Source organism: Aquiflexum gelatinilyticum (assembly GCF_024813435.1).
Taxonomy (GTDB): Bacteria; Bacteroidota; Bacteroidia; order Cytophagales; family Cyclobacteriaceae; genus Cognataquiflexum; species Cognataquiflexum gelatinilyticum.
The window spans coordinates 350,827-377,263 of sequence record NZ_JANAEZ010000005.1 but is presented as its reverse complement, the minus strand read 5'-3'; the positions used below and the strand labels follow the sequence as shown (position 1 = coordinate 377,263).

General features: G+C 39.0%; 17 protein-coding genes. 12 read left to right on the top strand and 5 right to left on the bottom strand.

Annotation, left to right across the window (positions count from 1 at the left end; translation table 11 throughout):
* Nucleotides 1-12 precede the first annotated feature (12 nt).
* The 4 genes from NK987_RS13520 (at nt 13) to NK987_RS13505 (ending at nt 8,608) form a co-directional block, all read left to right on the top strand.
* Complete coding sequence (locus NK987_RS13520; RefSeq protein WP_259264283.1) at nt 13-3,174, top strand: AsmA family protein; 3,162 nt, start codon at nt 13-15, stop codon at nt 3,172-3,174.
* 79 nt (nt 3,175-3,253) lie between these two features.
* A complete protein-coding gene (locus NK987_RS13515) occupies nt 3,254-6,496 on the top strand; it encodes a S41 family peptidase (RefSeq protein WP_259264282.1) in 3,243 nt (1,080 codons plus the stop codon).
* 225 nt (nt 6,497-6,721) lie between these two features.
* On the top strand, nt 6,722-7,126 hold the full coding sequence (locus NK987_RS13510; RefSeq protein ID WP_258423112.1) for a hypothetical protein: 405 nt from the start codon (nt 6,722-6,724) through the stop codon (nt 7,124-7,126).
* A 99-nt stretch (nt 7,127-7,225) separates the two neighbouring features.
* Entirely contained in the window at nt 7,226-8,608 is a 1,383-nt protein-coding gene (locus NK987_RS13505) for a glycoside hydrolase family 30 protein (RefSeq protein ID WP_259264281.1), read from the top strand.
* Between the two features lie 7 nt (nt 8,609-8,615).
* On the opposite strand, the gene NK987_RS13500 is transcribed toward NK987_RS13505, so the two are convergent.
* From NK987_RS13500 to NK987_RS13490, 3 genes are all read right to left on the bottom strand, one after another.
* Nucleotides 8,616-9,983, bottom strand: a complete 1,368-nt coding sequence (locus tag NK987_RS13500) for an exonuclease domain-containing protein (RefSeq protein ID WP_259264280.1) — start codon at nt 9,981-9,983, stop codon at nt 8,616-8,618.
* A 186-nt stretch (nt 9,984-10,169) separates the two neighbouring features.
* Nucleotides 10,170-10,508 (bottom strand): nucleotide pyrophosphohydrolase, encoded by a 339-nt coding sequence (locus NK987_RS13495; RefSeq protein WP_259264279.1) that lies wholly within the window; start codon nt 10,506-10,508, stop codon nt 10,170-10,172.
* The gene (locus NK987_RS13490) at nt 10,508-11,581 is read right to left on the bottom strand and encodes a mannose-1-phosphate guanylyltransferase (protein WP_259264278.1); all 1,074 of its coding nucleotides are present in this window, start codon (nt 11,579-11,581) and stop codon (nt 10,508-10,510) included. The genes NK987_RS13495 and NK987_RS13490 overlap by 1 nt, the downstream gene beginning before the upstream one ends.
* 677 nt (nt 11,582-12,258) lie before the next feature.
* Here NK987_RS13490 and recQ point away from each other — a divergent pair.
* The 4 genes from recQ to NK987_RS13470 all read left to right on the top strand — a co-directional run bounded on the left by recQ (nt 12,259) and on the right by NK987_RS13470 (nt 17,665).
* Entirely contained in the window at nt 12,259-14,436 is a 2,178-nt protein-coding gene (gene recQ / locus NK987_RS13485; protein ID WP_259264277.1) for a DNA helicase RecQ, read from the top strand.
* A 14-nt stretch (nt 14,437-14,450) separates the two neighbouring features.
* Nucleotides 14,451-15,749 carry a phosphoribosylamine--glycine ligase gene (gene purD, locus NK987_RS13480; protein WP_259264276.1) on the top strand — a complete coding sequence of 433 codons (1,299 nt, stop codon included), beginning with the start codon at nt 14,451-14,453 and terminating at the stop codon, nt 15,747-15,749.
* 136 nt (nt 15,750-15,885) lie between these two features.
* A complete protein-coding gene (locus tag NK987_RS13475; protein ID WP_259264275.1) occupies nt 15,886-17,214 on the top strand; it encodes a PSP1 domain-containing protein in 1,329 nt (442 codons plus the stop codon).
* 1 nt (nt 17,215) lies between these two features.
* Nucleotides 17,216-17,665 (top strand): gliding motility lipoprotein GldH, encoded by a 450-nt coding sequence (locus NK987_RS13470; RefSeq protein WP_259264274.1) that lies wholly within the window; start codon nt 17,216-17,218, stop codon nt 17,663-17,665.
* 2 nt (nt 17,666-17,667) lie between these two features.
* On the opposite strand, the gene NK987_RS13465 is transcribed toward NK987_RS13470, so the two are convergent.
* Nucleotides 17,668-21,612, bottom strand: a complete 3,945-nt coding sequence (locus tag NK987_RS13465) for an AAA domain-containing protein (protein WP_259264273.1) — start codon at nt 21,610-21,612, stop codon at nt 17,668-17,670.
* 3 nt (nt 21,613-21,615) lie between these two features.
* Nucleotides 21,616-22,428: an SDR family oxidoreductase gene (locus tag NK987_RS13460; RefSeq protein ID WP_259264272.1), complete on the bottom strand. Its 813-nt coding sequence runs from the start codon at nt 22,426-22,428 to the stop codon at nt 21,616-21,618.
* 176 nt (nt 22,429-22,604) lie between these two features.
* On the opposite strand from NK987_RS13460, the gene rlmD reads away from it, so the two are divergent.
* The 4 genes from rlmD to NK987_RS13440 all read left to right on the top strand — a co-directional run bounded on the left by rlmD (nt 22,605) and on the right by NK987_RS13440 (nt 26,427).
* Nucleotides 22,605-24,011, top strand: coding sequence for a 23S rRNA (uracil(1939)-C(5))-methyltransferase RlmD (gene rlmD / locus NK987_RS13455; RefSeq protein ID WP_259264271.1), 1,407 nt, complete (start codon nt 22,605-22,607; stop codon nt 24,009-24,011).
* Nucleotides 24,008-24,385, top strand: a complete 378-nt coding sequence (locus NK987_RS13450; RefSeq protein ID WP_113924765.1) for a hypothetical protein — start codon at nt 24,008-24,010, stop codon at nt 24,383-24,385. The genes rlmD and NK987_RS13450 overlap by 4 nt, the downstream gene beginning before the upstream one ends.
* A 285-nt stretch (nt 24,386-24,670) precedes the next feature.
* Nucleotides 24,671-25,273 carry a sigma-70 family RNA polymerase sigma factor gene (locus NK987_RS13445; RefSeq protein WP_259264270.1) on the top strand — a complete coding sequence of 201 codons (603 nt, stop codon included), beginning with the start codon at nt 24,671-24,673 and terminating at the stop codon, nt 25,271-25,273.
* Between the two features lie 119 nt (nt 25,274-25,392).
* Entirely contained in the window at nt 25,393-26,427 is a 1,035-nt protein-coding gene (locus tag NK987_RS13440; RefSeq protein WP_259264269.1) for a FecR family protein, read from the top strand.
* The last annotated feature ends 10 nt before the right edge of the window (nt 26,428-26,437 follow it).

The following is a 26,437-nucleotide window of genomic DNA, read 5'->3' as shown; positions in this document are numbered from 1 at the left end:
TCACTTTCACCCATGGAATGGAATAAAAGACCTGCACTGAAAATATTAAAATATTCAGGACTAGGATTTGGGTTGATACTGGCAATCATGGCCATCTTTCCTCTTTTTTTCAAAGACAAAGTCAATACAAAAGTCAAAGAATACATCAACAGCCAGGTTACTTCAGAACTCCGGTTCAATGAAATCAACCTTACTTTTTTCAGGCATTTTCCAAACTTGACTGTTTCTTTGGATGAAGTTTTTGTAAAGGGTGCCGAAGGTTTTGTCCATGACACTTTGCTTTATGCCAAAGATGTGTCCTTCGGTGTCAATCTTCTTTCTGTTTTCAATGATAAGATTGAAGTTTCAGGTATTTACTTCAATGAAACTAAGATCAATATCCTCCGTGATATACAAGGCCATGCCAATTTTGATATTTTCTTTTCCGAAACTGATATCACCAAATCAGAACAAGAACCCTCAGATCTGAGTTTGGAAATCAACAATATCAAATTCAGCAACAGTGATTTTTTCTATCGGGATACGGATTTAGATTTTTCTTGCCTCGCAGAGAATTTTGACTACTCCGGAAAAGGAAATTTGAAGGATGCCATCGTGGACCTCAGCAGTGAATTAAACATTCAGACATTTGAGCTTACTTATGAAAATGTCACCTATTTATCCAAAAAAAGAGTCAGCGCAAGCCTCCAAACCAAAATCGATACAGAATCGACAGCTTTGACTTTCGAGAGAAACCACCTCATGATCAATGAACTCCCTGTAGATTTTATAGGGAAACTGGAATTTTTGAATGGAGGTTATGATATGAATTTCATCCTTGAATCCGTCGATACGGATTTTAAAGACATACTTACCCTCATTCCGGATGAATTGGGCACTTGGCTAGACAATACAACTGTCAGAGGAAAAGGAGAACTCAGGGGTTCGCTGCAGGGTCTTTACCTTCCCGAGCAAAACCAGATGCCAAACATCCTGATGAATCTTTTTATCTACAATGGATTTATCAGCCACACAGGTTCTTCGACTCCTCTCGAAAAATTATACCTCGACCTTGACCTTACTGTACCCGAACTCAATGTAGACAAAACCATCATTGCCTTGGACAGCGTTTCGATGACTCTTGGAGATGGTTTCGTCTATGGACATCTCAATATTGAAGGGCTTGATCCGGCAATTATTAACAGTGATTTGGCTATCAATGTAGACTTGGACCTTCTTGATAAAGCATTGGGAATAATTCCCTTCGATTTAAAAGGATTGATGGAAATGAAATTGCAGGCTAAAGGAAACTACTTGACCCGGCCGCTTCCAAACCAATTCAGGGGAGATGAAAAAGAAGTCATCAGCATACCCAAGTTTAATTTCAGTTCCTCACTTAAAGAAGGATATTTAAAATGGACTGCATTGCCTGAGGCCATTCAGGACATCTCTTGGAATCTTAGTATAAATTCTCCTGACAGCATCCTCCAAAATATCGGAATCGACCTTCAAGACTTCAGATTCAAAGTTCTTGACAATCAGACAAAAGGAAGTATGAAAGTGGCAGGTCTCAAAATAATGGACGTTGATGCTGATCTCACAACAGATTTTGACCTTGCTCAGATTGAAAAATTCTACCCCCTTGATTCAGGAATTGTACTGAACGGAAAACTAAAAATGGATGTAAAAGCCAAAGGGAGTTACCAACAAGACAAAAAGCTTTTTCCAATCATCAACTCCCAAATTTCTGTCAATGAAGGCTTTATCAAAACTCAATATTCCGATCAGGCAATAGAAAATATTTCATTTGTATTAAATATCATAAGTGAAAAAGGATCTTACAATGATTTGAAAATTGACCTTCAGCCTATAGCATTCACATTTGCAGGGAGTCCATTTTCATTAAAAGCCAATGTTGAAAATCTGGATGACATCAAATATGAAATCCAATCCCAAGGAAGGATAGACCTAGGAAAACTCTATCAGACATTTGGGGTAGATGGTTATGAATTGGATGGGTACCTTATCACAGACATCAATCTCAAAGGCCTTCAAAGTGACGCCACAAAAGGAAGGCTTCAGCAGCTAGACAACAGAGGTACCATTGAAATGGAAAAAATCAGGGTACGGTCAGATTTGTTTCCCCTGCCTTTTGACATCCATTCTGGAAAAATCAGGGTAGACAAGGACAAACTTTTTCTTGAAAAACTTCATGCACAATATGCCGAAAATACCCTGATAGCTGACGGCTATCTGTTCAACTTGATAGCTTATTATGCGGATGAAGATGCTCCTGTTAAGGGAAATTTGACGTTAAGCAGCCAAAAGCTAAATCTGAATGACTTTATGTTTTATTCGGAGGATGGTGCGGTGGAAGTAGACACTTTGGGATCTGTTCAGGGTGTAGTCATGATTCCGCCCAATGTTGATTTCAGCCTGGTAGCATCACTAGATACGGTCATTTTTGATCAGGTTAGACTGGAAAAATTCAATGGGAAAATAGGGATTAAAAACGGCAGTCTTTTGATGGAAAATACCGGATTCAATCTAGTGGGTTCTACATTTCAAATGACAGGAAATTATGTTCCTTTAAATCCATTCAACGCAACCTTTGATTATCATATTCGGGCAAAAGGTTTTGACATAAAACGTGCCTATGACGAAATTCCTTTGTTTCAGGAAATGGTTTCCGCTGCAGAATACGCACAGGGCATAGCTTCTTTGGACTATAAGTTGTCCGGTAGATTGGATGCCAATATGAACCCTGTGCTTCCTTCTATCAAAGGAGAAGGGATTTTTGCTTTGGACAAAGTCAAACTCAAAGGATTCAAACTGATGAACAGTATCGCCAAAGATACCGAAAACAAGGAATTGGCAGACCCTGAACTAGCAGGAGTACAGATCAAAAGCAACATTGCCAACAACCTGATGACCATCGAAAGGACAAGGATGCGCATAGCAGGATTTAGACCAAGATTTGAAGGTCAGGTCAGTTTGGATGGGGATATGAGCATTGCTTTCAGGCTTGGACTTCCTCCTTTGGGGCTATTCGGCATTCCGATCAAAATCACAGGAAACGCAGAAAATCCAAACATCGAAGTAGGTAAAATTACTGAAGGAGATGAATTGGAGGAAACTGAAGATAAATCAGGAGCTGAGAGCGAAGGGAATTCAATTACCGGATCAAATACATAAAACTGTTCCATTTATTGAACGGTTTTCGATTACTTACCCAATTGATTAGATTTACCTATCAATCTTACCCAAATATGCCATGAAAAATTTACTTACTCTTTTTACTCTGTCTATTGCCTTCCAATTTGTAAATGCCCAAGGCACAAGATTACTCCGCGAACCTACAATCAGCAAGGAACACATTGTGTTTGTCCATGCCAATGATTTGTGGAAGGTAAATAAATCAGGAGGAGATGCTGTTCGCCTGACCAGCAATGAAGGTGCTGAAACCTTACCAAGATTCTCACCTGATGGCAAATCCATTGCATTTACAGGTCAATATGACGGTAACACGGATGTTTATGTGATTCCATTGGAAGGTGGAGAACCCCTGCGGCTTACGTGGCATCCCGGAGCTGATTTGGTTACAGGTTGGACACCTGATGGCAAACATGTACTTTTCACTTCTGCAAGAATGGGAGTTCCTACCAAGGAATCTAAATTTTTCCAAGTTGCCAAGGAAGGTGGAATGGAAGAACCATTGGATATTCCAAGAGCAGTAAATGGAAGAATTTCTCCAGATGGAAAATCCATAGCCTATCAGCAAATCGCTTTTTGGGATCCCGAATGGAGGAATTACCGTGGAGGGCAGGCTAAACCAATTTGGATTGTGGATATGAAAAACCACTCCTTAAAAATGACTTTACAAACAGACAACGAGCGGCATACCCAACCCATATGGCATGGGGATCGGGTATTTTTTCTTTCTGAAAGGGATTATGCAGGCAATATCTGGTCATTTGACCCAAAGTCAGAAACATTGAAGCAAGAAACTTTCCATACAGATTTTGACATCAAAAACCTTGATTCCAATGGATCTGAGGTAGTTTATGAACAAGGAGGCTACCTCCATATTCTGGATCCTGCCACAGGAGTTACCAATCAGTTGACAATAAATATCAACGGAGATTTCCATTGGGCAAGAGAAAGATGGCAAGATGTAAATGGAAGAAGCCTGACAAATGCTTCTTTGTCTCCTACAGGGCAAAGAGCGCTTTTTGAATTCAGGGGAGAAATCATCACAGTTCCAAAGGAAAATGGAGATGCACGTAACCTGACCAATACCTCCGGCATCGCAGACAGGTCGCCGATTTGGTCTCCTGACGGTCAGCAGATTGCTTGGTTTTCAGATGCCTCAGGAGAATACCAACTCATGATTGGAGACCAAGAAGGACTTACCAAACCAAAAACTATCTCCCTTCCCAACAAATCCTTTTACTTCAAACCCGATTGGGCACCTGATGGAAAGCATATTGCTTTCACCGATACAGATTACAACCTATGGATAGTCAATGTGGCTAGTGGAACTGCCAAAATTGCTGACACAGAACGTTTTGCACACCCAAACAGAAGTTTGAATCCTGTATGGTCACCGGATTCCAAATGGGTCGCTTACGCAAGACTTTTGGACAATCAGTTCAAAGCCATATTTGTTCATCAAATCGAAACCGGCAAAAAAATACAGGTGACGGATGGATTGGCAGATGCAATTAGTCCTGTTTGGGATGTCAATTCTGAATACCTTTACTTCTTAGCCAGTACCAATTTTGGATTGAATTCAGGTTGGTTGGACATGAGCTCTTACGAAAGACCAATTACCAGAAGCTTGTATGTGGCTGTTTTGAATAAAAACGGGAAGTCCCCTTTCTTACCTCAAAGTGACGAAGAAAAGCAGAAGGAAACAGAGAAAAAAGAAGGCGAAAATAAGACCGATACCAAACTTGTGACAATTGATGAGGAAGGTATATGGAAAAGGATCATTGCGGTGGATGTCCCTGCAAGAGATTATATAGGTTTGGTCGGAGGACCTGAAAACTATTTGTTCTATACAGAATCTTTACCTAACCAACCGGGAGTATTGCTGCACAGGTACAATTTCAAAGAAAGAAAAACTGAACAATACCTATCTGGAATCAGCTTTGCGACGGTTTCAAATGATAGGAAAACATTACTCTATCAGGCAAATGGCAATTGGGGAATCGTTGAAACCAACGGAGGCCCAAAAAAAGCAGGAGACGGTAACCTGAAAGCCCTTGCAAATTTCAAAATCAAAATCAACCCTAAACAAGAATGGGAACAGATTTTTAAAGAAGGATGGAGGTACCAACGTGATTTCCTTTATGTGGATAATGTACACGGAGCACCTTGGGATGACATTTTCAGTTGGTATAAGCCTTGGGTGTCGCATGTCAGGCACAGAAGTGATTTGAATTATATCATTGACATACTTGGCGGAGAGGTAGCGGTCGGACACAGCTATACTTCAGGCGGAGATTTTCCTGATGTCAAGTCGGTCAATATCGGTTTATTGGGTGCAGACTATGAGGTTAACCAGGGAAGATACAGAATCTCCAAAATCTACAATGCTGAAAGCTGGAATCCTAACCTCAAGGCGCCATTAGCCATACCGGGCATAGATGTCAAGGTAGGAGACTATATCCTTGAGGTTAATGGACAAGAAATAGAAGCCTCAGAAAACCTGTACAAATATTTTGAAGGTACTGGAGGAAGGCAGATAAAAATCAGGGTAAACAGTAAACCGGACAGCGAAGGTTCACGATTGATTACCGTCGTTCCCGTAGAAAATGAAAACCAATTGAGGATGATGGATTGGGTAGAAAGCAACAGGAGAAAAGTAAATGAATTGTCCAGAGGTAAATTAGCCTATGTCTACATTCCAAATACCGGCAATCCCGGCTACACTTATTTTAACCGCTACTATTTTTCCCAACAGGATAAAAAAGGAGCTGTAATTGATGAAAGGAACAATGGCGGTGGTTCCGCTGCTGATTACATGGTAGACATTATGGCACGCGAACTCCACGGCTATTTCAATAGCCGTGCCGGTGACCGAAGGCCATTTACCACGCCAATGGCAGGAATTTGGGGACCAAAAGTGATGCTGATCAATGAAAGGGCCGGTTCAGGCGGAGACCTCCTCCCCTACTTATTTCACAAAATGGAAATAGGTCCGCTTATCGGTACCAAAACCTGGGGCGGATTAGTTGGTACATGGGACACACCGCCATTCATAGATGGTGGAAGAATGGTGGCACCTAGGGGAGGTTTCTTTGATGTCAATGGTGAATGGGCAGTAGAAGGCGTGGGAATTTCGCCTGACATTTCTGTTGAACAAACTCCAAAAGAGGTCATTAACGGTAAAGATCCACAATTGGAAAGGGCTGTTAAAGAAACATTAAGACTATTGGAGACCCAAGGTGTAGAATTGAAGCCTGAGCCAAAAGCCCCAATCCGATATGCAAGGCCTCAAAAAAAGAATTAAAAATCTTGCTCTTAATTTCGTTAAGTCCTACAAGATCAATTTACAAAAATGAGGAATCCCTTGTGATTAAAAAAAATTGGATCAAAAAGGAAAATAACCAATGAAATTATCCTAAATACCGGATCCCATTGCAGAATACTGATAGAAACAATTCAAAAAGTTAAAATTTTACCCAAATACCCAACAAATAATTTCAATATTTTTAACTTTAAAGAAAAAACCATTATGAAAAAATCAACCTTTCTTTTCGCCATTTTAATCATGGCCTTATTCACTTATAAGGCAGAAGCACAGGCATTAAAAGTACCAAAAGCAGAAATTCCCACTGCAGACCTTCAAAAGCAATTATTAGGAGCATTGGATAGTGTGGAAGGATTAGGCCTTTCAGCTGATCAAACATCCAAATTAAAGGCTAATAACAAAACCTTTGCAGGAGAGATTTTCAAAATCCTAGGTGGAAGCGGTTCAGACGATGCCAAAAAGGGTCTTCTGAATAACTTAGGTGGTGAAAGACAAAAGTTTTTGACAAGTCTTTTAGGAAATGACCTTTTAGGAAAGTATACAAAAAAAATCAATGGATTGATCAAACCATTCAAAAGCAAATTAGGTTTGGCCTCTTTACTATTCTGATCAGAATAGGATTTATTATTTTATAAAAAGGAATAGCAATCATTTTCTAAGCCGTGGAATTTCCTGTAAATTCCACGGCTTTCTTATTTAAACCCATCCATGAAGCATTTTCCATATTTCATTCTCTTGTTTTTAATCAGCTGTAACCAACCAAAGATTGAAGCTGAATTTCTGTTGACCGATCCAAAAAAGGGGGTCTTGTTTGAAAAGCAACCTTCAGTCCTATTTTCAAAATCAGCACCTCAGGATGTGGTCATCCGTTTGGACGAATCGGTTACCTATCAAGTAATGGATGGCTTTGGTTTTACACTTTCACAGGGAAGTGCCATACATCTTTTGGGTATGAGGCCGGAACCAAGAAATGAAATTTTACAAGAACTTTTTGGAAAAGGAGAAAACAGCATTGGAGTGAGTTATCTCAGGCTTTCTGTTGCTTCTTCTGACTTGAATCAATATCCATTTTCTTATCATGATATAGAAGAAGGTGAAAAAGATACCCTTTTGGTAAACTTTGACCTAGGCCCGGATAGGAATGATGTCATACCTGTCTTGAAAGAAATATTTACCATCAATCCCAACATCAAGTTGATGGCCTCACCTTGGTCTCCACCGTCTTGGATGAAGGACAACAAAGATACAAGAGGAGGAAAACTACTTCCGGAATATTATGATAGGTATGCCCTTTATCTTGTCAAATACATCCAACAAATGGCTGAAGAAGGGTTTGTAATTGACGCACTTACTATCCAAAATGAACCGCTACATCCCGGAAACAACCCAAGTCTGCTTATGCTTGCCGGGGAACAACGGGATTTTATAAAGTTTTATCTAGGTCCAAAATTTGAAGAAAATCAAATCAAAACCAAAATCCTCATCTATGACCACAATGCAGACAGACCTGATTATCCCATCAGCATATTGGATGATCCAGAGGCAAAGAAATACATCGATGGTTCAGCATTTCACCTTTATGGCGGAAAAATAGAAGCCCTATCAGAAGTTCATAAAGCTCATCCGGACAAAAACCTGTATTTCACCGAACAATGGGTTGGAGCACCGGGAAATTTGCCAGGCGACCTCGCTTGGCATACTAAAAACTTGACAATAGGTGCATCAAGAAACTGGGCCAAAACAGTATTGGAATGGAATCTCAGTTCCGCCCCCGACCTCAAACCCCATACTGACAGGGGTGGATGTGACCAATGTTTGGGTGCCATCACCATTAAAATTGATAAAGTTTTGCGGAATCCTGCTTACTATGTTATCGCACATGCATCCAAATATGTGTTGCCGGGATCCATCAGGATAGACAGCAATGAACCTGAAGGATTGCCTAATGTAGCATTCAAAAGACCCGATGGTCGTTTGGTTTTACTCATATTGAATGAATCCAAAGAATTCAAAATCTTTTCGGTACAAAACAAAGAATGGTCGGGAGATATTGCATTGGAAGCAGGTGCTGTAGCCACCTTGCTGTTGTGATCATCAGCTATTTTACCACTAAGATTTGATTGAGGGAAAGTTTTGGAAAAAAAGAGCGTAGGATGTATTTGGTTTCGGGCAAGTGTTTGACTTTTTTTAGACTTCCAAGAATTTCAAATTCATCCGAATAACTGTCTTCTTTATCCAAAAATCCATAGGCAGAAAAAACCCCTTTTTCAAAATAAAGAAAAGCCGTTTCATTGGGATGCATACCTTTTTCTTTGATTATCACCGCACCCTCCTGCCCTGTGATGGAAGTCAAAAAATCATTTGCCTTTTTGTTATAAACTTCGGGAGATTCTTGATGGCAACATGCCCCTTGACATTTTTGGATTTGATAGTCATAACAAGCACCGGTAGTCTTTTGGATACCTGCCAGTTTTGGACAAAGGTTAAAAACTGCTACATGATCCATGAGGTATTTCCAGCCTTCAGAATGGCTTTCAAATTCAATGAGGGGTTTTAAATTCCCGGAATTCTTCCCAATCTGAAAACGCACATATCCATGTCCATCTTCATATCGATACAATCCCCAATTCCAGGAATTATATTTAAGTGCTTTATTGTATTTCGGCCATAACCGTTTGATTTCCAAATACTCAAGCAAAAATGCCAAGAATTCATTTCCTGTAAGCTCCCAACTGATGTTATGGATTTCATTTGACAGTTGCATTTTGTCTTTGGAACTTGAGGAGAAATGGCCTTTGAACCTGCTTCTGATGTCGTTTGCTTTGCCGACATAGATTACCTGTCCGTTTTTGTCATGAAAATAATAGATACCTGTACTTTCAGGAATTTGCAAAAACCGCTCTCGGGAAATATGAGGAGGCAAAAAGGTTTCTCCATTCGATTTTTTCAAAGACTGGAATATGACGTCAGGGCTGTTCTTGAAAATCCTGTCGAATAACTCAACCGTTGCTTCCGCATCTCCCATCGCGCGGTGGCGGTCTTTGATGGAAATGGATAATTGACCACAAATCCTTCCCAAACTATAAGAACCAAAACCGGGAAATGCTTTTCTACTCAGTCTGACAGTACATAGTTTTGGAGAATTGTATTCGATACCTGTAACCTTTAAGGCTTCACGGATAAATGAATAATCGAAATTGACATTGTGAGCAACAAATACATTTCCTTTCAAAAAGTCATAAAGCTCCTCAGCAATTTCAGAAAAGGTAGGCGCCCCATCCAACATATCACTATCTATCCCAGTCAATCCCGTTATAAAACCAGGGATCATCCTTTCCGGATCGATCAGCGAATGAAATCTGTCCACTACACGCTCACCGTCATAAAGGATTGCGGCAATTTCCGTGATTCCCCCTTGTGTTGGGTTTCCTCCTGTAGTTTCTATATCTACGATGACGTATTTCATGGGATTTTTTGGACAGACAAGTTTAAGAAAATACCCTTGAAATTCCTGTGTATTCCTAAATGCTGTCAGAAAATGTCATAAAAAATGATTCATGAGAAAAATCCATTCTGATTGGCCAAACTGATTATAAGATATTTTCCCGTCAATTGGATTAAAAATAACCGGAAACCATTCAAGATATTAAGTTTATTGAAGTTTCTTATTTTCTTTATGCCTATCCTTATCCCGGATATTTTTTTTATCAAAATTCTTTTGAAGTGCTTCTGTCAGATCTACACCTGTTTGGTTGGCCAAACAAATCAAAACCCAAAGAATATCAGCCATTTCATCAGCCATGTTCACATCCTTGTCCGATTCTTTAAAGGATTGCTCGCCATATTTGCGGGCCATGATTCGTGCGAGTTCGCCCACCTCTTCCATCAGAATGGCAGTATTGGTCAATTCATTAAAATAGCGGACACCGACAGTTTTGATCCAATGATCCACCAACTCTTGGGCTTCTGATATCGTGACTTCCTTTTTCATCAGACAAAATCCTCCCCTTTTGCTTTGGCTGCATTGACAAATTCTCTGAACTTCTTATCACCATCCAACTTACATACGATCAACACATTTTCTGTTTCATTGATCAAGTAATTGTCCAAACCTTCGACTACAACCAATTTTTGGGGACTTACTTTGATGTAACAGTTTTTGGTATCATACAATAATGCATTCGCTTCTATGACATTATTTTCACTGTCCTTTTCATGCACTTCATGAAGGCTTGACCAAGAACCTAAATCTGACCATCCAAAATCACCAAGGACGACAAAAACTTCATCGGCTTTTTCCATGATGCCATAATCGATGGAGATGTTTTTTACCAAGGAGTACGCTTTTTTGATAAATGCCTCTTCACTTTCCCTGGTAAAATGATCTCCACCTTCTTCAAATACCTCTGAAACGTCAGGCATATATTTTTCAAATGCCCTGATAATGCTCCTAACTTTCCAGACAAACATCCCGGAATTCCACACAAAATCCCCACTTTCGATAAAGGTCTTGGCCAATTTTGAATTGGGCTTCTCAGTGAATGTTTTAACCTTTTTTACCGGATTGCCTTGGTTGCTGATATATTGGATATAGCCATATCCTGTTTCAGGACGGTTGGGCCTGATACCGAGTGTGATCAACCTGTCTTCTATATCTGCAGCTGCAATTGCTATTTCCATCGTTTTAAAAAAATTATCTTCCTGCACAATAAGGTGGTCAGCAGGTGTGACAATTATTTTAGCCTGGGGATTTTTATTCAAAATCCTATAACTCGCATATGCGATGCATGTCGCAGTATTTCTTCTTAAAGGTTCAGTCAAAATCTGATTTTCAGGGATTTCAGGAAGTTGTTCCTTTACCAGATCTTCGTATTTGGAATTGGTGACTACAAAAAAATGTGATTTGTCAGAAATTCTTGCAAACCTGTCATAAGTCATCTGCAATAGAGTGCGGCCTGTGCCAAGTATATCCAAAAATTGTTTGGGCCTATTGTTTCTGCTGTATGGCCAAAATCGGGAACCGATTCCACCGGCCATGATTACAATGTATGGTCTGTCTTCCATCAATTTTTATTATACTTTTCCTTCTTAATTCAATTTATGAATATGGATAAAACCGGCCACTTTATCGACATTCATCGCTACCGGTTATGTAATTTTAAATTGCCTTTTTTGATACAACGCAATTATGGCAATACCTCGCTGAATGGACTTTGAGATTGATTTTCAAGACATCGGCAACAGAAATTCCTGAAAATATCTTTCATTTCATCAATTATGCTTTTCGGGTCTTCACCTTTCATTCAAAACCAATTAATTTGATTTTGAACGGAGATCAACTTTTGGAAACATCCAAAACAGCCATGATTTCAAATCCTGTGAATATAAACACATCAGGTGTTTTCTGTCTTCAATTGGACCATTGAATGGCAAATTGGGTTAAACTTGGATTTAAATTTATCGGCAATAGTGCCAAGTTTCCTGTTTAATTTGGTGAAGCTGCCTCATATTGGAATCAAAACAAACTCTTCCCAAGACTCAAATTCAACGTTTATGTAATTTCCGGGATTTTGAACAGCATTTGCTTTTGTTTGAAGGAATTTGATGGCACAACTTTTAATATTTTTTGTTAACTTCAAAACTGCTGTTGTTATTCATTAGATTTGTAACAAAGGTATAAAAGAAATCCTTCAAAATTTTAATGTGGGCCAATTGTGGCAGCATGGTAATTTCAATTAATTGTGGATCAAAGCGCAAAAGAAAAACTTAAACTTATTTTCGGTTTCAACCAGTTCAGAGGAACCCAAGAAGCTATTGTGGAGAACGTATTGAAGGGTAAAAACACCTTCGTGATCATGCCCACAGGAGCTGGAAAATCATTGTGTTACCAGTTTCCGGCCGTTGTCAGTGAAGGAACTGCCATCGTCATTTCTCCCCTTATTGCATTGATGAAAAACCAGGTAGACCAATTGAATGCATTTGGAGTCAATGCCTATTTTCTCAATTCAACCCTTAATAAATCTGAGACCAACAAAGTAAAAAAGGAAGTCCTTTCAGGAAAAACCAAACTGTTATATGTGGCTCCCGAATCCTTGACAAAAGAGGAAAACATGCTTTTTCTCAAAGAAGCAAAGTTGAGTTTTGTCGCCATAGATGAAGCCCACTGTATCTCTGAATGGGGTCATGATTTTAGGCCGGAATACAGAAAAATCAAATCAATCATCGCACAGGTTGGTTCCCACCTTCCGATTGTGGCACTGACAGCTACCGCAACTCCCAAAGTTCAGGTAGACATACAGAGGAATCTTCAGATGGAAGAGGCTGATATTTTCAAATCTTCCTTTAACAGGTCAAACCTGTATTATGAAGTCCGTCCAAAGGTTAAAAATGAAACCAAGAAGCAGATCATCAAATACATCAAATCCCAAAAAGGAAAGTCGGGAATCATCTATTGCCTCAGCCGTAAAAAAGTCGAGGAAATAGCTGAACTGCTCAAGGTAAATGGTATCAATGCCGCTCCATATCATGCAGGACTTGACCAACATGTCCGAATTAAAAATCAGGACGATTTCCTCAATGAAGAAACCGATGTCATTGTTGCTACAATTGCTTTTGGGATGGGAATTGACAAGCCTGATGTGCGGTATGTAATTCACTATGATGTTCCAAAATCCTTGGAAGGCTATTACCAAGAGACAGGAAGAGCGGGACGTGATGGCCTGGAAGGTCATTGCCTGATGTTTTATAGGTATGACGATATCATCAAGCTAGAAAAGTTCAATAAAGACAAACCTGTCACCGAAAGAGAAAACGCCAAAATTCTTCTTGAGGAAATGGCTGCCTATGCTGAAAGTACCATGTGCAGAAGACGTGTGCTTTTGCATTATTTCGGAGAGTCAATGGACCACGATTGTGGTAATTGTGACAACTGCAAAAAGCAAAAAGAAAAATTTGAAGGGATGGATTACCTCCTATCCGCGATTTCTGCTGTCAAAGAAACCAATAACAGGTTTAATCTTGCCCACATTGTCAAAGTCATCAGAGGTGAAAAAGATGATTATATCGCAAGTTATGGCCATGATCAAATTTCGGTCTTTGGCAAAGGAAAAGAAGATGATGAAAAACTTTGGAGAACTGTAGTCAGACAAGCCCTCATCCTTGGTTTTCTTGATAAGGACATTGAAAACTATGGCATCATCAAGATTACCGAAAAAGGTGAAAGTTATTTAGAAGACCCATATTCCATTACTCTAAGTAAAGACTTTAACTTTGATGAAGTGCCGGCAGACAATTCTAATGAGGAAGTTGCAGCAGGAGGAAAAGCATATGATGAAAAGTTGTTTGAACTTCTCAAAGCCGAAAGAAAAAAAGTTGCCAAATCAAAAGGGCTTCCTCCATATGTGATTTTCCAGGATCCATCTTTAGAAGAGATGGCAACAGTTTACCCTACTACCAAAGAAGAACTTGCCCAGATCAATGGGGTGGGAATGGGGAAAGTAACTAAATTTGGGGCTCCTTTTCTAAAACTCATTGAAACATATGTTGAAGAAAATGATATCATTACTGCGTCTGATGTAGTAGTCAAAACAGCAGGTAACCGATCCAAAGTCAAAATTTCTATCATCCAACAAGTTGACAGAAAAGTAGATTTGGATGAAATTGCAGAAAACCTGAATCTCTCCATGTCAGAATTGATAGGTGAAATAGAGCAGATTATCTACAGCGGTACCAAGCTGAACATCAACTATTACATTGAAAACATCATGGATGAGGAAAGGGAAGACATGCTCCATGAGTATTTCATGACTGCAGAATCTGACAATATTAAAGCTGCGCTGGCAGAACTTGAAGAAGAAGACTTTGCTGAGGAGGAAATCAGGGTCTACAGAATCAAGTTCATTTCAGAGCATGCCAACTAAAACGAATTTTATTAATGAATATATTATTATTAGGAAGTGGCGGCAGGGAGCATGCTTTTGCCTGGAAAATTGTAAACAGCCCAAAATGTAAGCAGCTTTTCGTTGCACCCGGAAATGCCGGAACTGCTTCTATTGCTAAAAATATCAACATCTCCCCTACTGATTTCAAGGCTCTTTCTGATTTTTGTATTGAAAATCAAATAGATATGGTTGTGGTAGGTCCTGAAGAACCCTTGGTAAAAGGAGTTACCGATTTTTTCAAGAAACATCCTACTTTAAATGGTGTGCCCATCATAGGGCCGTCTATGGCCGGTGCTGAATTAGAAGGATCAAAAGATTTTTCAAAGCAATTCATGCAGAAATACGGAGTACCTACAGCTGCATATGAAACTTTCACGAAAGAAACCTTTGAAGATGGGCTTGCATTTATCCGCAAACAGTCCCTACCGATTGTTCTAAAAGCAGATGGTCTTGCAGCGGGTAAGGGTGTATTGATTTGCCTTAGTCATGATGAAGCAGAAAATTCACTGAGAGAAATGCTCTTGGAAAGCAAATTCGGAAACGCTTCTGACAAAGTTGTCATAGAACAGTTTTTAAAAGGGATTGAACTTTCTGTTTTTGTGGCGACAGATGGGAGTCATTACAAAATCCTTCCGGAAGCAAAGGATTATAAAAGAATCGGTGAAGGAGATACAGGTTTGAATACTGGCGGTATGGGTGCCGTCAGTCCGGTACCTTTTGCAGATGAAGCATTTATAAAAAAAGTCGAAGAAAGGGTTGTCAAACCAACCATTAAGGGATTGATCCAAGAAAATATCCCCTACGTGGGTTTTCTTTTTATTGGTCTTATGAATGACGGTGGCGATCCTTATGTCATAGAATACAATGTCAGAATGGGTGACCCTGAGACAGAAGCTGTATTGCCCCGGATCAAAAGTGACTTTGTGGATCTTTTATATGCAATGGGAACAGGCAAATTAGACTCCTATCAATTGGAGATCGCTTCATATACCTGTACAACTGTGGTATTGGTCGCTGGTGGATATCCCGGAGATTACGAAAAGGGTCATAAAATTATAGGTCTTGATAACATTGAAAACTCTCAGGATTCTATAGTCTTTCATGCCGGAACAAAAATCACAGATTCAGGGGAAATCCTTACCAACGGCGGAAGGGTTCTAGCTATCACTGGAAAGGGGAATGATATTGAATCTGCATTAGAAAATGCATATAGTAGGGCCTCAGAAGTATGTTGGGAAGGAATATATTTCCGAAAAGACATTGGTCAAGACATTTTGAAATTGATTAAATAAATCCAAAACAAAGAGGAGAACATTTCTCCCATTATATATAAATATTATGTCAGGATGTACTAGCTGCTCAACCACCTCCGGATCTAGCGGAGGCTGCCAAAATAACGGCACCTGTGGTACAAGCGATTGCAATAAAATGAATTCCTTTGATTGGCTTACCCACATGGGAATTCCGACCATTGATAAATTTGATATAGTAGAGATCAAATTCAAAGGTGGAAGAAAAGAATATTATAGAAATATTGACCGTATTTCCCTCACGACAGGAGATCCCGTCGTGGTGGATGTGCCCAATGGCCACCACATAGGATATGTTTCACTACAAGGTGAGCTTGTCCGATTGCAGATGCAAAAAAGGAAAATCAAAGATGATGATAACATCCTTCGAATTTACAGGGTAGCTACTCAAAAAGACCTTGAAAAATGGGAAGAGGCCAAAAACAGAGAAATTCCAACCCTATATCGGGCAAAACAGATCATCGATGAAATGAAGATGGACATGAAACTCTCAGATGTGGAGTTTCAATCTGACAATTCAAAAGCCACTTTTTACTATTCTGCGGATGACCGCGTGGACTTCAGGGAACTGATCAAATCCCTAGCTTCCGAGTTTAAAATCAGGGTAGAAATGCGACAGATCAGTCTCAGACAAGAAGCGGGAAGACTTGGAGGAATCGGTGTCTGTGGCAGGGAACTTTGCTGCTCCACTTGGATCTATGATTTCAAAAGCGTCAATACTTCTGCTGCTAGGTATCAAAACCTTTCGCTCAACCCAACCAAACTTTCAGGCCAATGCGGCAGGTTGAAATGTTGTCTTAACTATGAGCTGGATACCTATATGGCGGCTTTGAGTGATATTCCTGAAGTGGACAAACCTTTGCAGACAGAAGCGGGATCGGCAAAACTTCAAAAAACGGATATTTTCAGAAAATTGATGTGGTTCAGTTATAACAATGATAACAACTGGCATTCAATCACCTGCGAAAGGGTTTCTGAAATACTTGAATTGAATTCAAAAGGAGTAATTCCTTATGATCTCAAAACAAACCATGGTAAGGAACAAGAGGATTTGATTTCTAAATCCAATATGGAACTTGATGCTCTTGATAAGAAATTCAGCAAAAACAAGAAAACCAAGAAGAAAAAGAAACCGAGAAATCAGGGAGAAAATCAGGTGATGGTTAAAGATACTTCTGCACCTGAAGCAAGGCCAGCTGGTCCTAAACCTGAAGGCCGCCGACCCAACAGGCAATCTCCGGAAAAGCCTAATCAGAACAGGCAGAATCCCCCAAGAAAAAATGTAGAGAATAGGCCAAAGCCTATCGAAAACCAAGAAAAAGCAGCAGCAATTCCAAGAGAAATAAATCCCGACCAAGTCCCTAAAAAGAAGAAAAACAACAAGAGGCGGTTTAATAACAGGAACAAGGGAGAACAAAACAAAGGTGATCAAAACTCAGGACAATAACATGAACCAAAGATTTGTAGGAATCATCATTGCTCTTGTCTCATTGATAACAAGTTGTAATGGAGATAGAATTTATGAAGAGTATCAGGGGTTAAAGACCGGCAATTGGGATGTTGCTGACACAGTTTCCTTTGAAGTCAATCAACTTTCAATCCCAAATAGAACCCTCATAGGAATAAAATACAACAAAGATTATGAGTTTAGAAATCTCTATTTGAGATATATCCTAAAAGACAGCCTTGATCAAACAGTGGAGTCCAAATTATTGGACATTCCACTGTTTGACAGCAAAAATGGAAAGCCACTCGGAGAAGGATACGGCAGTACTTTTACCAAATACGACACGTTGCCAATTGAAAATGCATACTACAGTATTCACCTATTACAATATATGAGGGTAGAAAAACTTTCCGGAATTGAAACTGTAGGCGTAAAAGTAGTGAAGAAATAAGCTCAGTCTCCTAGAATTGGCTTATCCATCCAATATTGCCTACTGTAGAAAAACCTGTAGGACCATCCTTTTTCCTTTAATTGTAAAGGGTGGTAAACAAAAGCCTCCTTGGCCCCCAAAGCATCATACAACCTTTGGTCATCTGTCAGCAGTGCTTCTCTGTATTTACCTTCAGCTTTGATTGCCAAATCCATCCAAGTTGAAGCAGGGAACCTATCTAATGAAAAACCTTGGTAGGTACCCTGAATTTTGTCCCTCAATGACCATCCTGATTCGAATCTGTAAGGAATTTGAACTGCAGTTTCTTTTTCTTTTCCATTGGAGATATCGATCACAAAACTGAGGTAATCCCTAAGCATTCTGATACCTTCATTCTTCAGTTGGTCTGAACTGAAATCTGTTGGTTTGATGCTGCTTATCAAAGTGATTTTCTTCTTTGCTCGGGTGACTGCCACGTTTAGTCTGTTTATTCCTCCTTTTTTAGAAAGCATACCAAAATTGGCTATCAATTTTCCTTTCTTGTTTTTTGCATAGCCTACACAAAATATAACCCAATCAAATTCATCCCCCTGCACATTTTCAATGTTCTTTATAGAAAGGTTTTCAAGTTGGATTTTATCATCTTTGTTTACCATCTCCCTGATATATTCCATTTGGAAAAAATTGAAAGTAATCACCCCAATGCTTAGTCCTTGGTTGCTTTCCTGAATTGACCTGATTTCTTTTATTACAGCAAGTGCTTCTTCCTTATTGGTCTGATTGTCCCATATACCATTAACAAAAACCCATTTAAAAGGATTATCCGGATTATTAATCAAATCCATTCTAGTCAGCATTTTCAACCTGTTTTCATAGAAATTTTGATTTGAAAAATGGATGAGTGGCAACTGTTCACTTCTATAATGCCCTTGCAGCCAAAACTTGGGGAAATAGGAAGAAGCAAGTTCAAGAAGAGACTCTGTTTCTGCCTCGATTCCTTCTTCCTCAGTTTCTATCCTCACCTGATACAGGTCAAAAGGACGGAGTTGATTGGAATCTCCGGCAATAACCGTCTGCTTCCCCCTCAGCATAGCAGGGAGTCCCCGCTCCACATAACATTGAGAAGATTCATCAAAAATAACCAAATCAAAAGATTGCTTTAAGGGAAAAAGCGCTGATACCGTCTCCGGTGAAGCCAGCCAACAGGGTACCAATTGGAATATTTCCTTTTCAAAATTCTCTACCAATTTTTTGATACTCCAAATTCTCTTTTTCTTACTCACCTGATGGGAAAGTTCCCTGTAAGTCAATAGATTCCCGAGCCTGTTGAATTCAAGGTTTTTATAAGTATTTTCCCTTAACCTGATTTCAGCGATATATTTGGACAATTTCCATTTTTCCAAAACAGCCTCCATCAATTCCTCTTGGGTCTGATTTGTTTTTGGAGTTACCACATCTTGAAGCAAAGGGTATTTGGTTTCGATATGGCCTATCCAGCTTAGTTTTAATCCTGCCAAAAACAGGTTTTTCAAGTCCTGAAAATCCCTCTTTGGATTTGTCAAAAGTATCTTTTCCATGACTAGGATATCTTGGTCTTTGAGCCGGTTTCGAAGCCTGTCAAAAGTCACTAAGTCATGAAATACTACATCAACCTGAGATTTGAGAGAGACAATCCCCTCTCCTGTCCGTTCTGTGATGAGATGTTGAATCTGTATTTTACTGAGGTATAAATTCCAATAAGGAATTTTTGCTTCCAGGTCCTCTATGTTTTTCAAAATCAAATTTAACCTAGAGATAAATTCGGATCCTGAATCCAGTTTTTCTTTCAATACGTCCGCTAAAGAACCAAATTCATGAAAAAGGTTTTTAGCGTGGCAAGTTTTCTTATACAGTTCCGAAAAATGGTTGAACGATATAAAGTCAAAAGGTTTTTCAGGTAGTTGTATCCACTTTTTCTCATTCAGCAGTGCATATTGATGGTTGAGGTTCAAACGGTTTTCAAGTTTTTTGATCAAAGTTTTCACCCCAAATGCATTGCTTTGCAACTTGTTTTCAATCAAAAGGTGGTAGATATTATGGAACCTTTTCTTTTTCCATAATAATGGTATATTCCTCCTCCATCCTTTTTTTCTTTCCAAAAACTCCAAAGACAACTCAAGCAGCCTTTCGACTTCTTCATCTTTGCTGTGCCATTCCACACCTTCTTCCGATAACAGGGACCTAATCGCATCTAGCTTATGCTCTAGCCAAAGAAAGTCCACTTCATTTTTGGGTAAGCTTTTCAATTCCCAAAAGAGAACCAGATTCTCCCCATTTTTCAGAATTTTTAATAATTCTTGAATTTTCTGTTTTTGCTCAAAAAATGAAAAAAGAAAAGACGACTGAAATGATTCAAGTTCTGAAAAATCATCTTCAAATTTCTGCTTCAAAAGGTAAATCTCTGCCATGACCTCTTGGATCCTCCTTGATACTCCGGGTTCAAAACTGCTGAAATCCACCCTATGGAGCCAAAAAGACTTTGGGTTTTGATAATTTTCAAAATAACCCGAATATGACTTAAAATCCCTCAAAAAATCATTTAGCCTTCCGGCATGGAACCTCCTGTAAAATTGAGTCATGTCAAATGCCTCATCAGACAATTTGGAGCTTAGATAAAGTTCTTTTACCGGAACACCGCATTCCTCAGTATTAAATAGCGCCTTTTTTAAACTTGAAAAATAATCGCTATGATAATCTATAAGTCTTGAATATTGGGAAAATTGCCTTTCCAGTTGAATGGCATCTATTCCACTGTTCAGTTCCTGATACCTATCCAGAGACAGGATTTGGTCATGTATTTTTTTATACAAAGCTTTCCTGTCGGCACGGAAATCATGAACCAATGACAAAAATGAACCAAAACCTTCCTTCTCCAATCTTTTATACACGACATCCAAAGCAGCCCGCTTTTGGGAAACGATAAGGACTTTTTTTCCCCTAGAAATAAAATCAATAGCAAGGTTACTGATAAGCTGGGATTTACCTGTACCCGGAGGTCCCTCCACTACACATGACCTACCTTCCCTTACCGATTTGATCACTTCTTCCTGACTGGCATCTACAGGAAAGATTGTGTAAAGCTGGTCTTCTCGGACTGGCGTAGGCTGGTCCTCTTCTGGAGCAAACCGATTTTGGAACAAGGATTCAAGATCTTTAAACTCTTCCCCGGCTATTAGTTCTTCATAATCTTGGATCAAAAAACTTGCCTTTTGGGAAAACTGGCCAAGTACGGCATATGGTTTTAATTGAAGTTTGCCGGTTTTAAGTTGGGATTCATCGAGGGATTTTGCCGATTGTGGAAAAGTCGAAACCTTATTTTCATACAGTTCGGAATTGAAATCTAAAAAAAACTCATTTTTGAGCAATTCGTAGAGGTCATTCCGGAATCCGATTGGGTCAGTTGAAAAATTCTCAAGGGGATTTTCTTCCCCAAAATACTGATGGTCTTTGCCGTAAGCGTAAGCATATGCCAGTAGAAATGCTTTGTTGAAGAAAGGCACATCACTAGTAGATCGGGACCAAACCCACTGATTCTCTATTTTATCTAATTCAACCGGAAAGAAAATCAATGGACATCTGATAACCTGGTCATTGAGTAACTTTCCTTCTACAAATGGCCAACCTACAAAAAGACTTTTTTCCCCTGTTTCGGTTTCAGCGACTTTGACTAAGTGGTCAAGCCTATTGAGTCTTTGGGAAAGAAGGTTGACATTTTTGTCTCTCGGGTCTGCAAAGGGAATAAGGGTTATTTTTTTTTCTTTGGCTAAAAGAGATTCAACAAGCTTAAATGCCGGATGGTGGTTGAGGAAATCCAACTCATTCAAATCTATCATCTGATTGGAAATCAATCGAGGCAGGTATATAGACCTGTTACGACTGGAAAGATCCAATAACCTGTTGAGATAAATCTGAAGGATATCTTTGAGCATAGTTTATTTGAAAGGCGAATCTTTTTCTTTTGCCATGTGCTTGTAGACGATTCCATCCATGATTCCGGGCATCCATTTATTTAGAAAAACCGCAAGTTTGCCTTGTCTTGTCAGGACTATATCTCGCTTTCTTTTGATGGTTGCTTTAAATATTTCTTGGGCAACTTCCTCTGAAGTCATCATTTTTTCTTCCTCTCTTGGAGATTCACCCTGAACGGTCCCATCAGCTGTCAATGCATTGTTTCGGATATTAGAGGCTGTGAATCCCGGGCAGGCTACTAAGACATGAACTCCTCTTTTCATTACCTCCGTCCTGAGCGATTCAAAAAAACCATTCATAGCATATTTGCTGGCAGTATATGCTGTTCTTGCAGGAGTTCCGCGATATCCGTTGATAGAAGATACCCCAACAATGGACCCTTTGTTTGTAAGAATCTGAGGGAGGCAATATTTTGTCGCATAGACTGTTCCCCAAAAATTAGTATCCATCACCTTTCTAAAGACCTCCATATCCAAGTTTTCAAAAAGTGCTCTCATAGAAATACCGGCATTATTGACCAAGATATCAATCCGTCCAAAATGTTTGATGGCCTCTTCCGCTATTTTCTTATTATCAGTTTCGGAACCTGCATCAGCCAACACTCCATAAGCGTCCACGCCTTCCTTCCTAAGTATATCTAAAGTATTGTCCAACTTCACCTGAGACCTACCTGTGATCACGACCTTGCAACCTGCTTTCCCGAAAACCAATGCGCAGGCCTCTCCTATTCCTGAAGTAGCTCCAGTTACTATGACGACTTTATCCTTTAATTTCATGAATGTGGTTTTAAAAGCTTAAAGATAAAAATTCGACTCGAAGGCTGGCAATCGGGCTTGATGTTTTTGGAAAGATAAAAGCGCCCGTGGCTTCTCGGGATTTAAAGGGTTTTTTCGTCTGATTTTTAATTTTTCATTTGACCAATCTTCCGATCCAAACCCTTATTTTTGCGCCCATGTCAAGAAAGATGAAAAATAAAGTAATCGCTAACCTGAGGATTGAAAGAATTGCAGCGGAAGGGAAATGTGTCGCACATCATGAGGGAAAAGTGGTTTTTGTACAGAATACAGCACCCGGCGATCTGGTAGATGTACGCATCAATAGAGGAAAAAGCTCCTTTATGGAGGGAGAGGCCATCAGATTTCATGAATATTCAAAAGACAGGATTGAACCTTTTTGCTCTCATTTTGGCACTTGCGGGGGCTGTAAATGGCAGCATATCAATTATGATTTACAGAAAAATTACAAAAGACAGCAGGTAGTCGATCAGTTTGAAAGGATAGCCAAAGTAGAAATACCCGAAGTATTGCCGATTCTTGGTTCGGCAAAAACCCAATATTACCGCAACAAACTTGACTATACTTTTTCGAACAACAGGTGGCTGACAAGAGAAGAAATCAATTCCGGTGAGCAATTTGAAAGGAATGCTTTGGGTTTTCATATCCCAAAAATGTTTGACAAAATCATCGATGTTGATCATTGTTACCTTCAGGGTAATATTTCCAATGAAGTACGGGTTGCTTTAAGAGATTTTGCAAGGGCTGAAAACCTGAGTTTTTATGACATCCGAAATCAGGTGGGCTTATTGCGAAATCTGATCATCAGGACAACTAGTACAGGTGAATCAATGGTGATTGTCCAATTTGGAGAAGAGAACTCTGAAAATATCGAGAAAGTGATGGGATTTTTACACGAAAAATTTCCTCAAATCACTTCCTTACTTTACATCATCAACCTAAAAAAGAACGAAACATTCAATGATCTTGATGTGGTTACCTTTTCTGGTAAAGACTTTATAGAGGAAGAAATGGAAGGGCTAAATTTTCGGATTGGACCAAAGTCATTTTACCAGACCAATTCCGAACAAGCTTACGAGCTTTATAAAGTAGCAAGAGAATTTGCTGACCTACAGGGAGATGAAGTGGTATTTGATCTTTATACGGGCACAGGTACGATTGCAAATTTTGTAGCTAAAAATGCAAAAATGGTCATTGGGATTGAATATGTAGAGGCTGCCATCGAAGATGCGAAGTTGAACGCCAAAGTCAACAGCATTGAGAACACCCAATTTTATGCCGGGGATCTAAAGGATATTTTGACTGAGGATTTTGTAAGGAATCATCCCAAACCCGATGTGGTCATCACCGACCCACCTAGAGCAGGAATGCACGAAGATGTCGTCAAAATGCTTCTGAAGTTGGAAGCTCCGAAGATTGTCTATGTAAGTTGCAACCCTGCCACCCAAGCCAGGGATGTTGCTTGGCTTTCAGAGAAATATTCGGTGGATAAAATCCAGCCTGTGGACATGTTTCCACAGACCTATCATGTAGAAAATGTTGTACGATTAACTCTAAAACCATGATTTCAGATTTCAATGATCCCGAACTGAGCGGAAAATATCTAGGAACCATTACCAAAGACTTTGTCAAAGTTTCGGATATCCTCAAGGAAGCTTCTTATCAGGTCAGAAGTAGAAAGTTTTCTGATTTTCCGATTTTCCCGATCTCCAAAGAAGTGCAGCCAATCGGAAAGCTGCTTCTAGGAAAAGTGGAAAAAGACTTGGACTGGAATTATTTCATCACTTACGTAGACGAATTTATCCAAAGGAAACTTATCGCCGAGGAATTGTTGGATGAATTCAAAGCTGCTTATAAAGACCCGGACGAGTTTTGTTGCCTTTTTGTAATGGATGGGGTTTTTACCAGTTTTGTATACATTCCATATCCTGAAGATTGATTTTTCCAAAGTCCTGAAAAACTTCAGGACTTATTTTTTTTAGGAATACATCGAAATTTGCTCAGGTTTTTTGAATTTTTTTTCCATTTAACCATACTATTCTACCTCAGATCTATCAAATCATCTCAGAAATTCATGAGGCTATTGATTTTTTTAAAAAGCATATTTATATTGAGTTATAAATTATTGACAGAATATTATTTCACCATTTAATATTCTGTCAATAAATCGTTGTTAGACTCACTATTTATCCGTTCCTTTAATTTAATTATTTATTTCCCTGATATGAATAAAGAAAAAGCATTTGATATTACTTCAGCAGTCTCTAGGCTCCGGGAAGGTGATGAAAAAGCTTTTTCAATGTTGTATGATTTTTTTAGGTCTAAGGTTTTTTTCACTTCAAAAAAAATGAATTTGTCCACTGAAGATGCCGAAGAAATCGTACAGGAAGTTTTTTTGATAATCTGGAAAAACAGACAAAACCTCAACTCGGAATTATCTTTCAACGCATACCTTCTTACCATCCTCAAATCCCTAATCATTAAGAAATCTAAGAAAGAAGCCAGAAGGATAGCCTATGAAGTCTACACCCTTTCGACTCAAGAAATTGAAAGCAACGAAACTGAAACACAGATTGAATATTCAGAATTTGAGAGGATTTCTATTTCAGAAATCGAAAAATTACCCAAAACACAAAAGGAGATTTTCAAAATGAAAAATTATGAAAACCTTCATTCAGGAGAAATCGCCGAAAAATTAGGGATTTCGAAAAGAACCGTAGAAAGCCATATTTACGTTGCAACCAAATCAATCAAAAACAAACTTCAAAAAAAATACTTAATTGCCATCAAATCTTTGGCAATAGGAATGATATATTATTTTTTTTAACCATCCTTATTGGGATATCCCGCTTAATATTTCCTGATTTTGAAAATAATTGAAATATTTTCGATTATTGACTAAGTAAATCCTTTCCGATATTGCTATATGTAGGAAAGAGATATTTAATGAGTTACAGCAAAAGAGATATTGATAGATTTTTTGACGGAAAACTTTCAAAGAAAGAGGCCAAGGATTTTTTGAACTGGCTGGACTCTCCCGCCGGTGAATCTACATACAATACCATTATTGAGGATGCGTGGTCAGATGAATTAAAAAACACCGATGAAGCTCCCGAGAAAGCTGACCCACACATTTTTGTTTTTTCAAAGAAAGAAAATCAGTCAAAAAACATTTCTTCTTCGCCCGTTAAAAACTCAAAATATAAATCAAAGACAATTTGGACTTTGACAGGATTAGCTGCCACTTTGGTTCTTCTCTTCTCAGCCAGCTATATTTTTTATTTTGATTCCCCATCTCATAAAACTGAAGAGCGGACTGCCTTCTTGGAGGTCAAAACAATAGAAAGATTTACCCCAAAAGGAAATAAGAAAATAATCACCCTTCCTGACGGTTCTACCGTGGTCCTAAATGCAGACAGCAAATTGACCTACGCAAGTGATTTTATCCAAAATAGAACCATCACTTTAGAAGGTGAGGGATTTTTTGATGTCGTCAGAGATGAGGAACATCCATTTAAAGTGATCACTGATAACATCGCTACGACAGCTTTGGGAACCAGTTTCAACATCAGGGCATATGAAGGCAATCCAAATATCCAAATAAGCCTGGCCTCCGGCAAGGTCAAGGTAGAAAATAACTTTGATCAAAACCTTCTTGAAATCACCCCCGGAGAGGCTGTTTATTACTCAGAGGACAGCAATACTTTTGAAAAACAAAATGTAAACCTTTCCCATGTATTGAGCTGGAAGGAAGGTATTCTCCAATTTGAAAAAACCCCCTTCAACTTGATCATCGAAGATTTGGAAAGATGGTACGGTGTAGAAATAAAAGTCACGGGAGACAAAAAATTACCTGAATACAAATGTTCCGGTACATTCAAGCCACATGAATACTTATCCAATGTCTTGAAAGTACTTAGCTATTCAGTGGAATTTGAATATAAAATTAGTGGAAATGAAGTAACTCTTGAATTCAATTAAACAAGCCTAT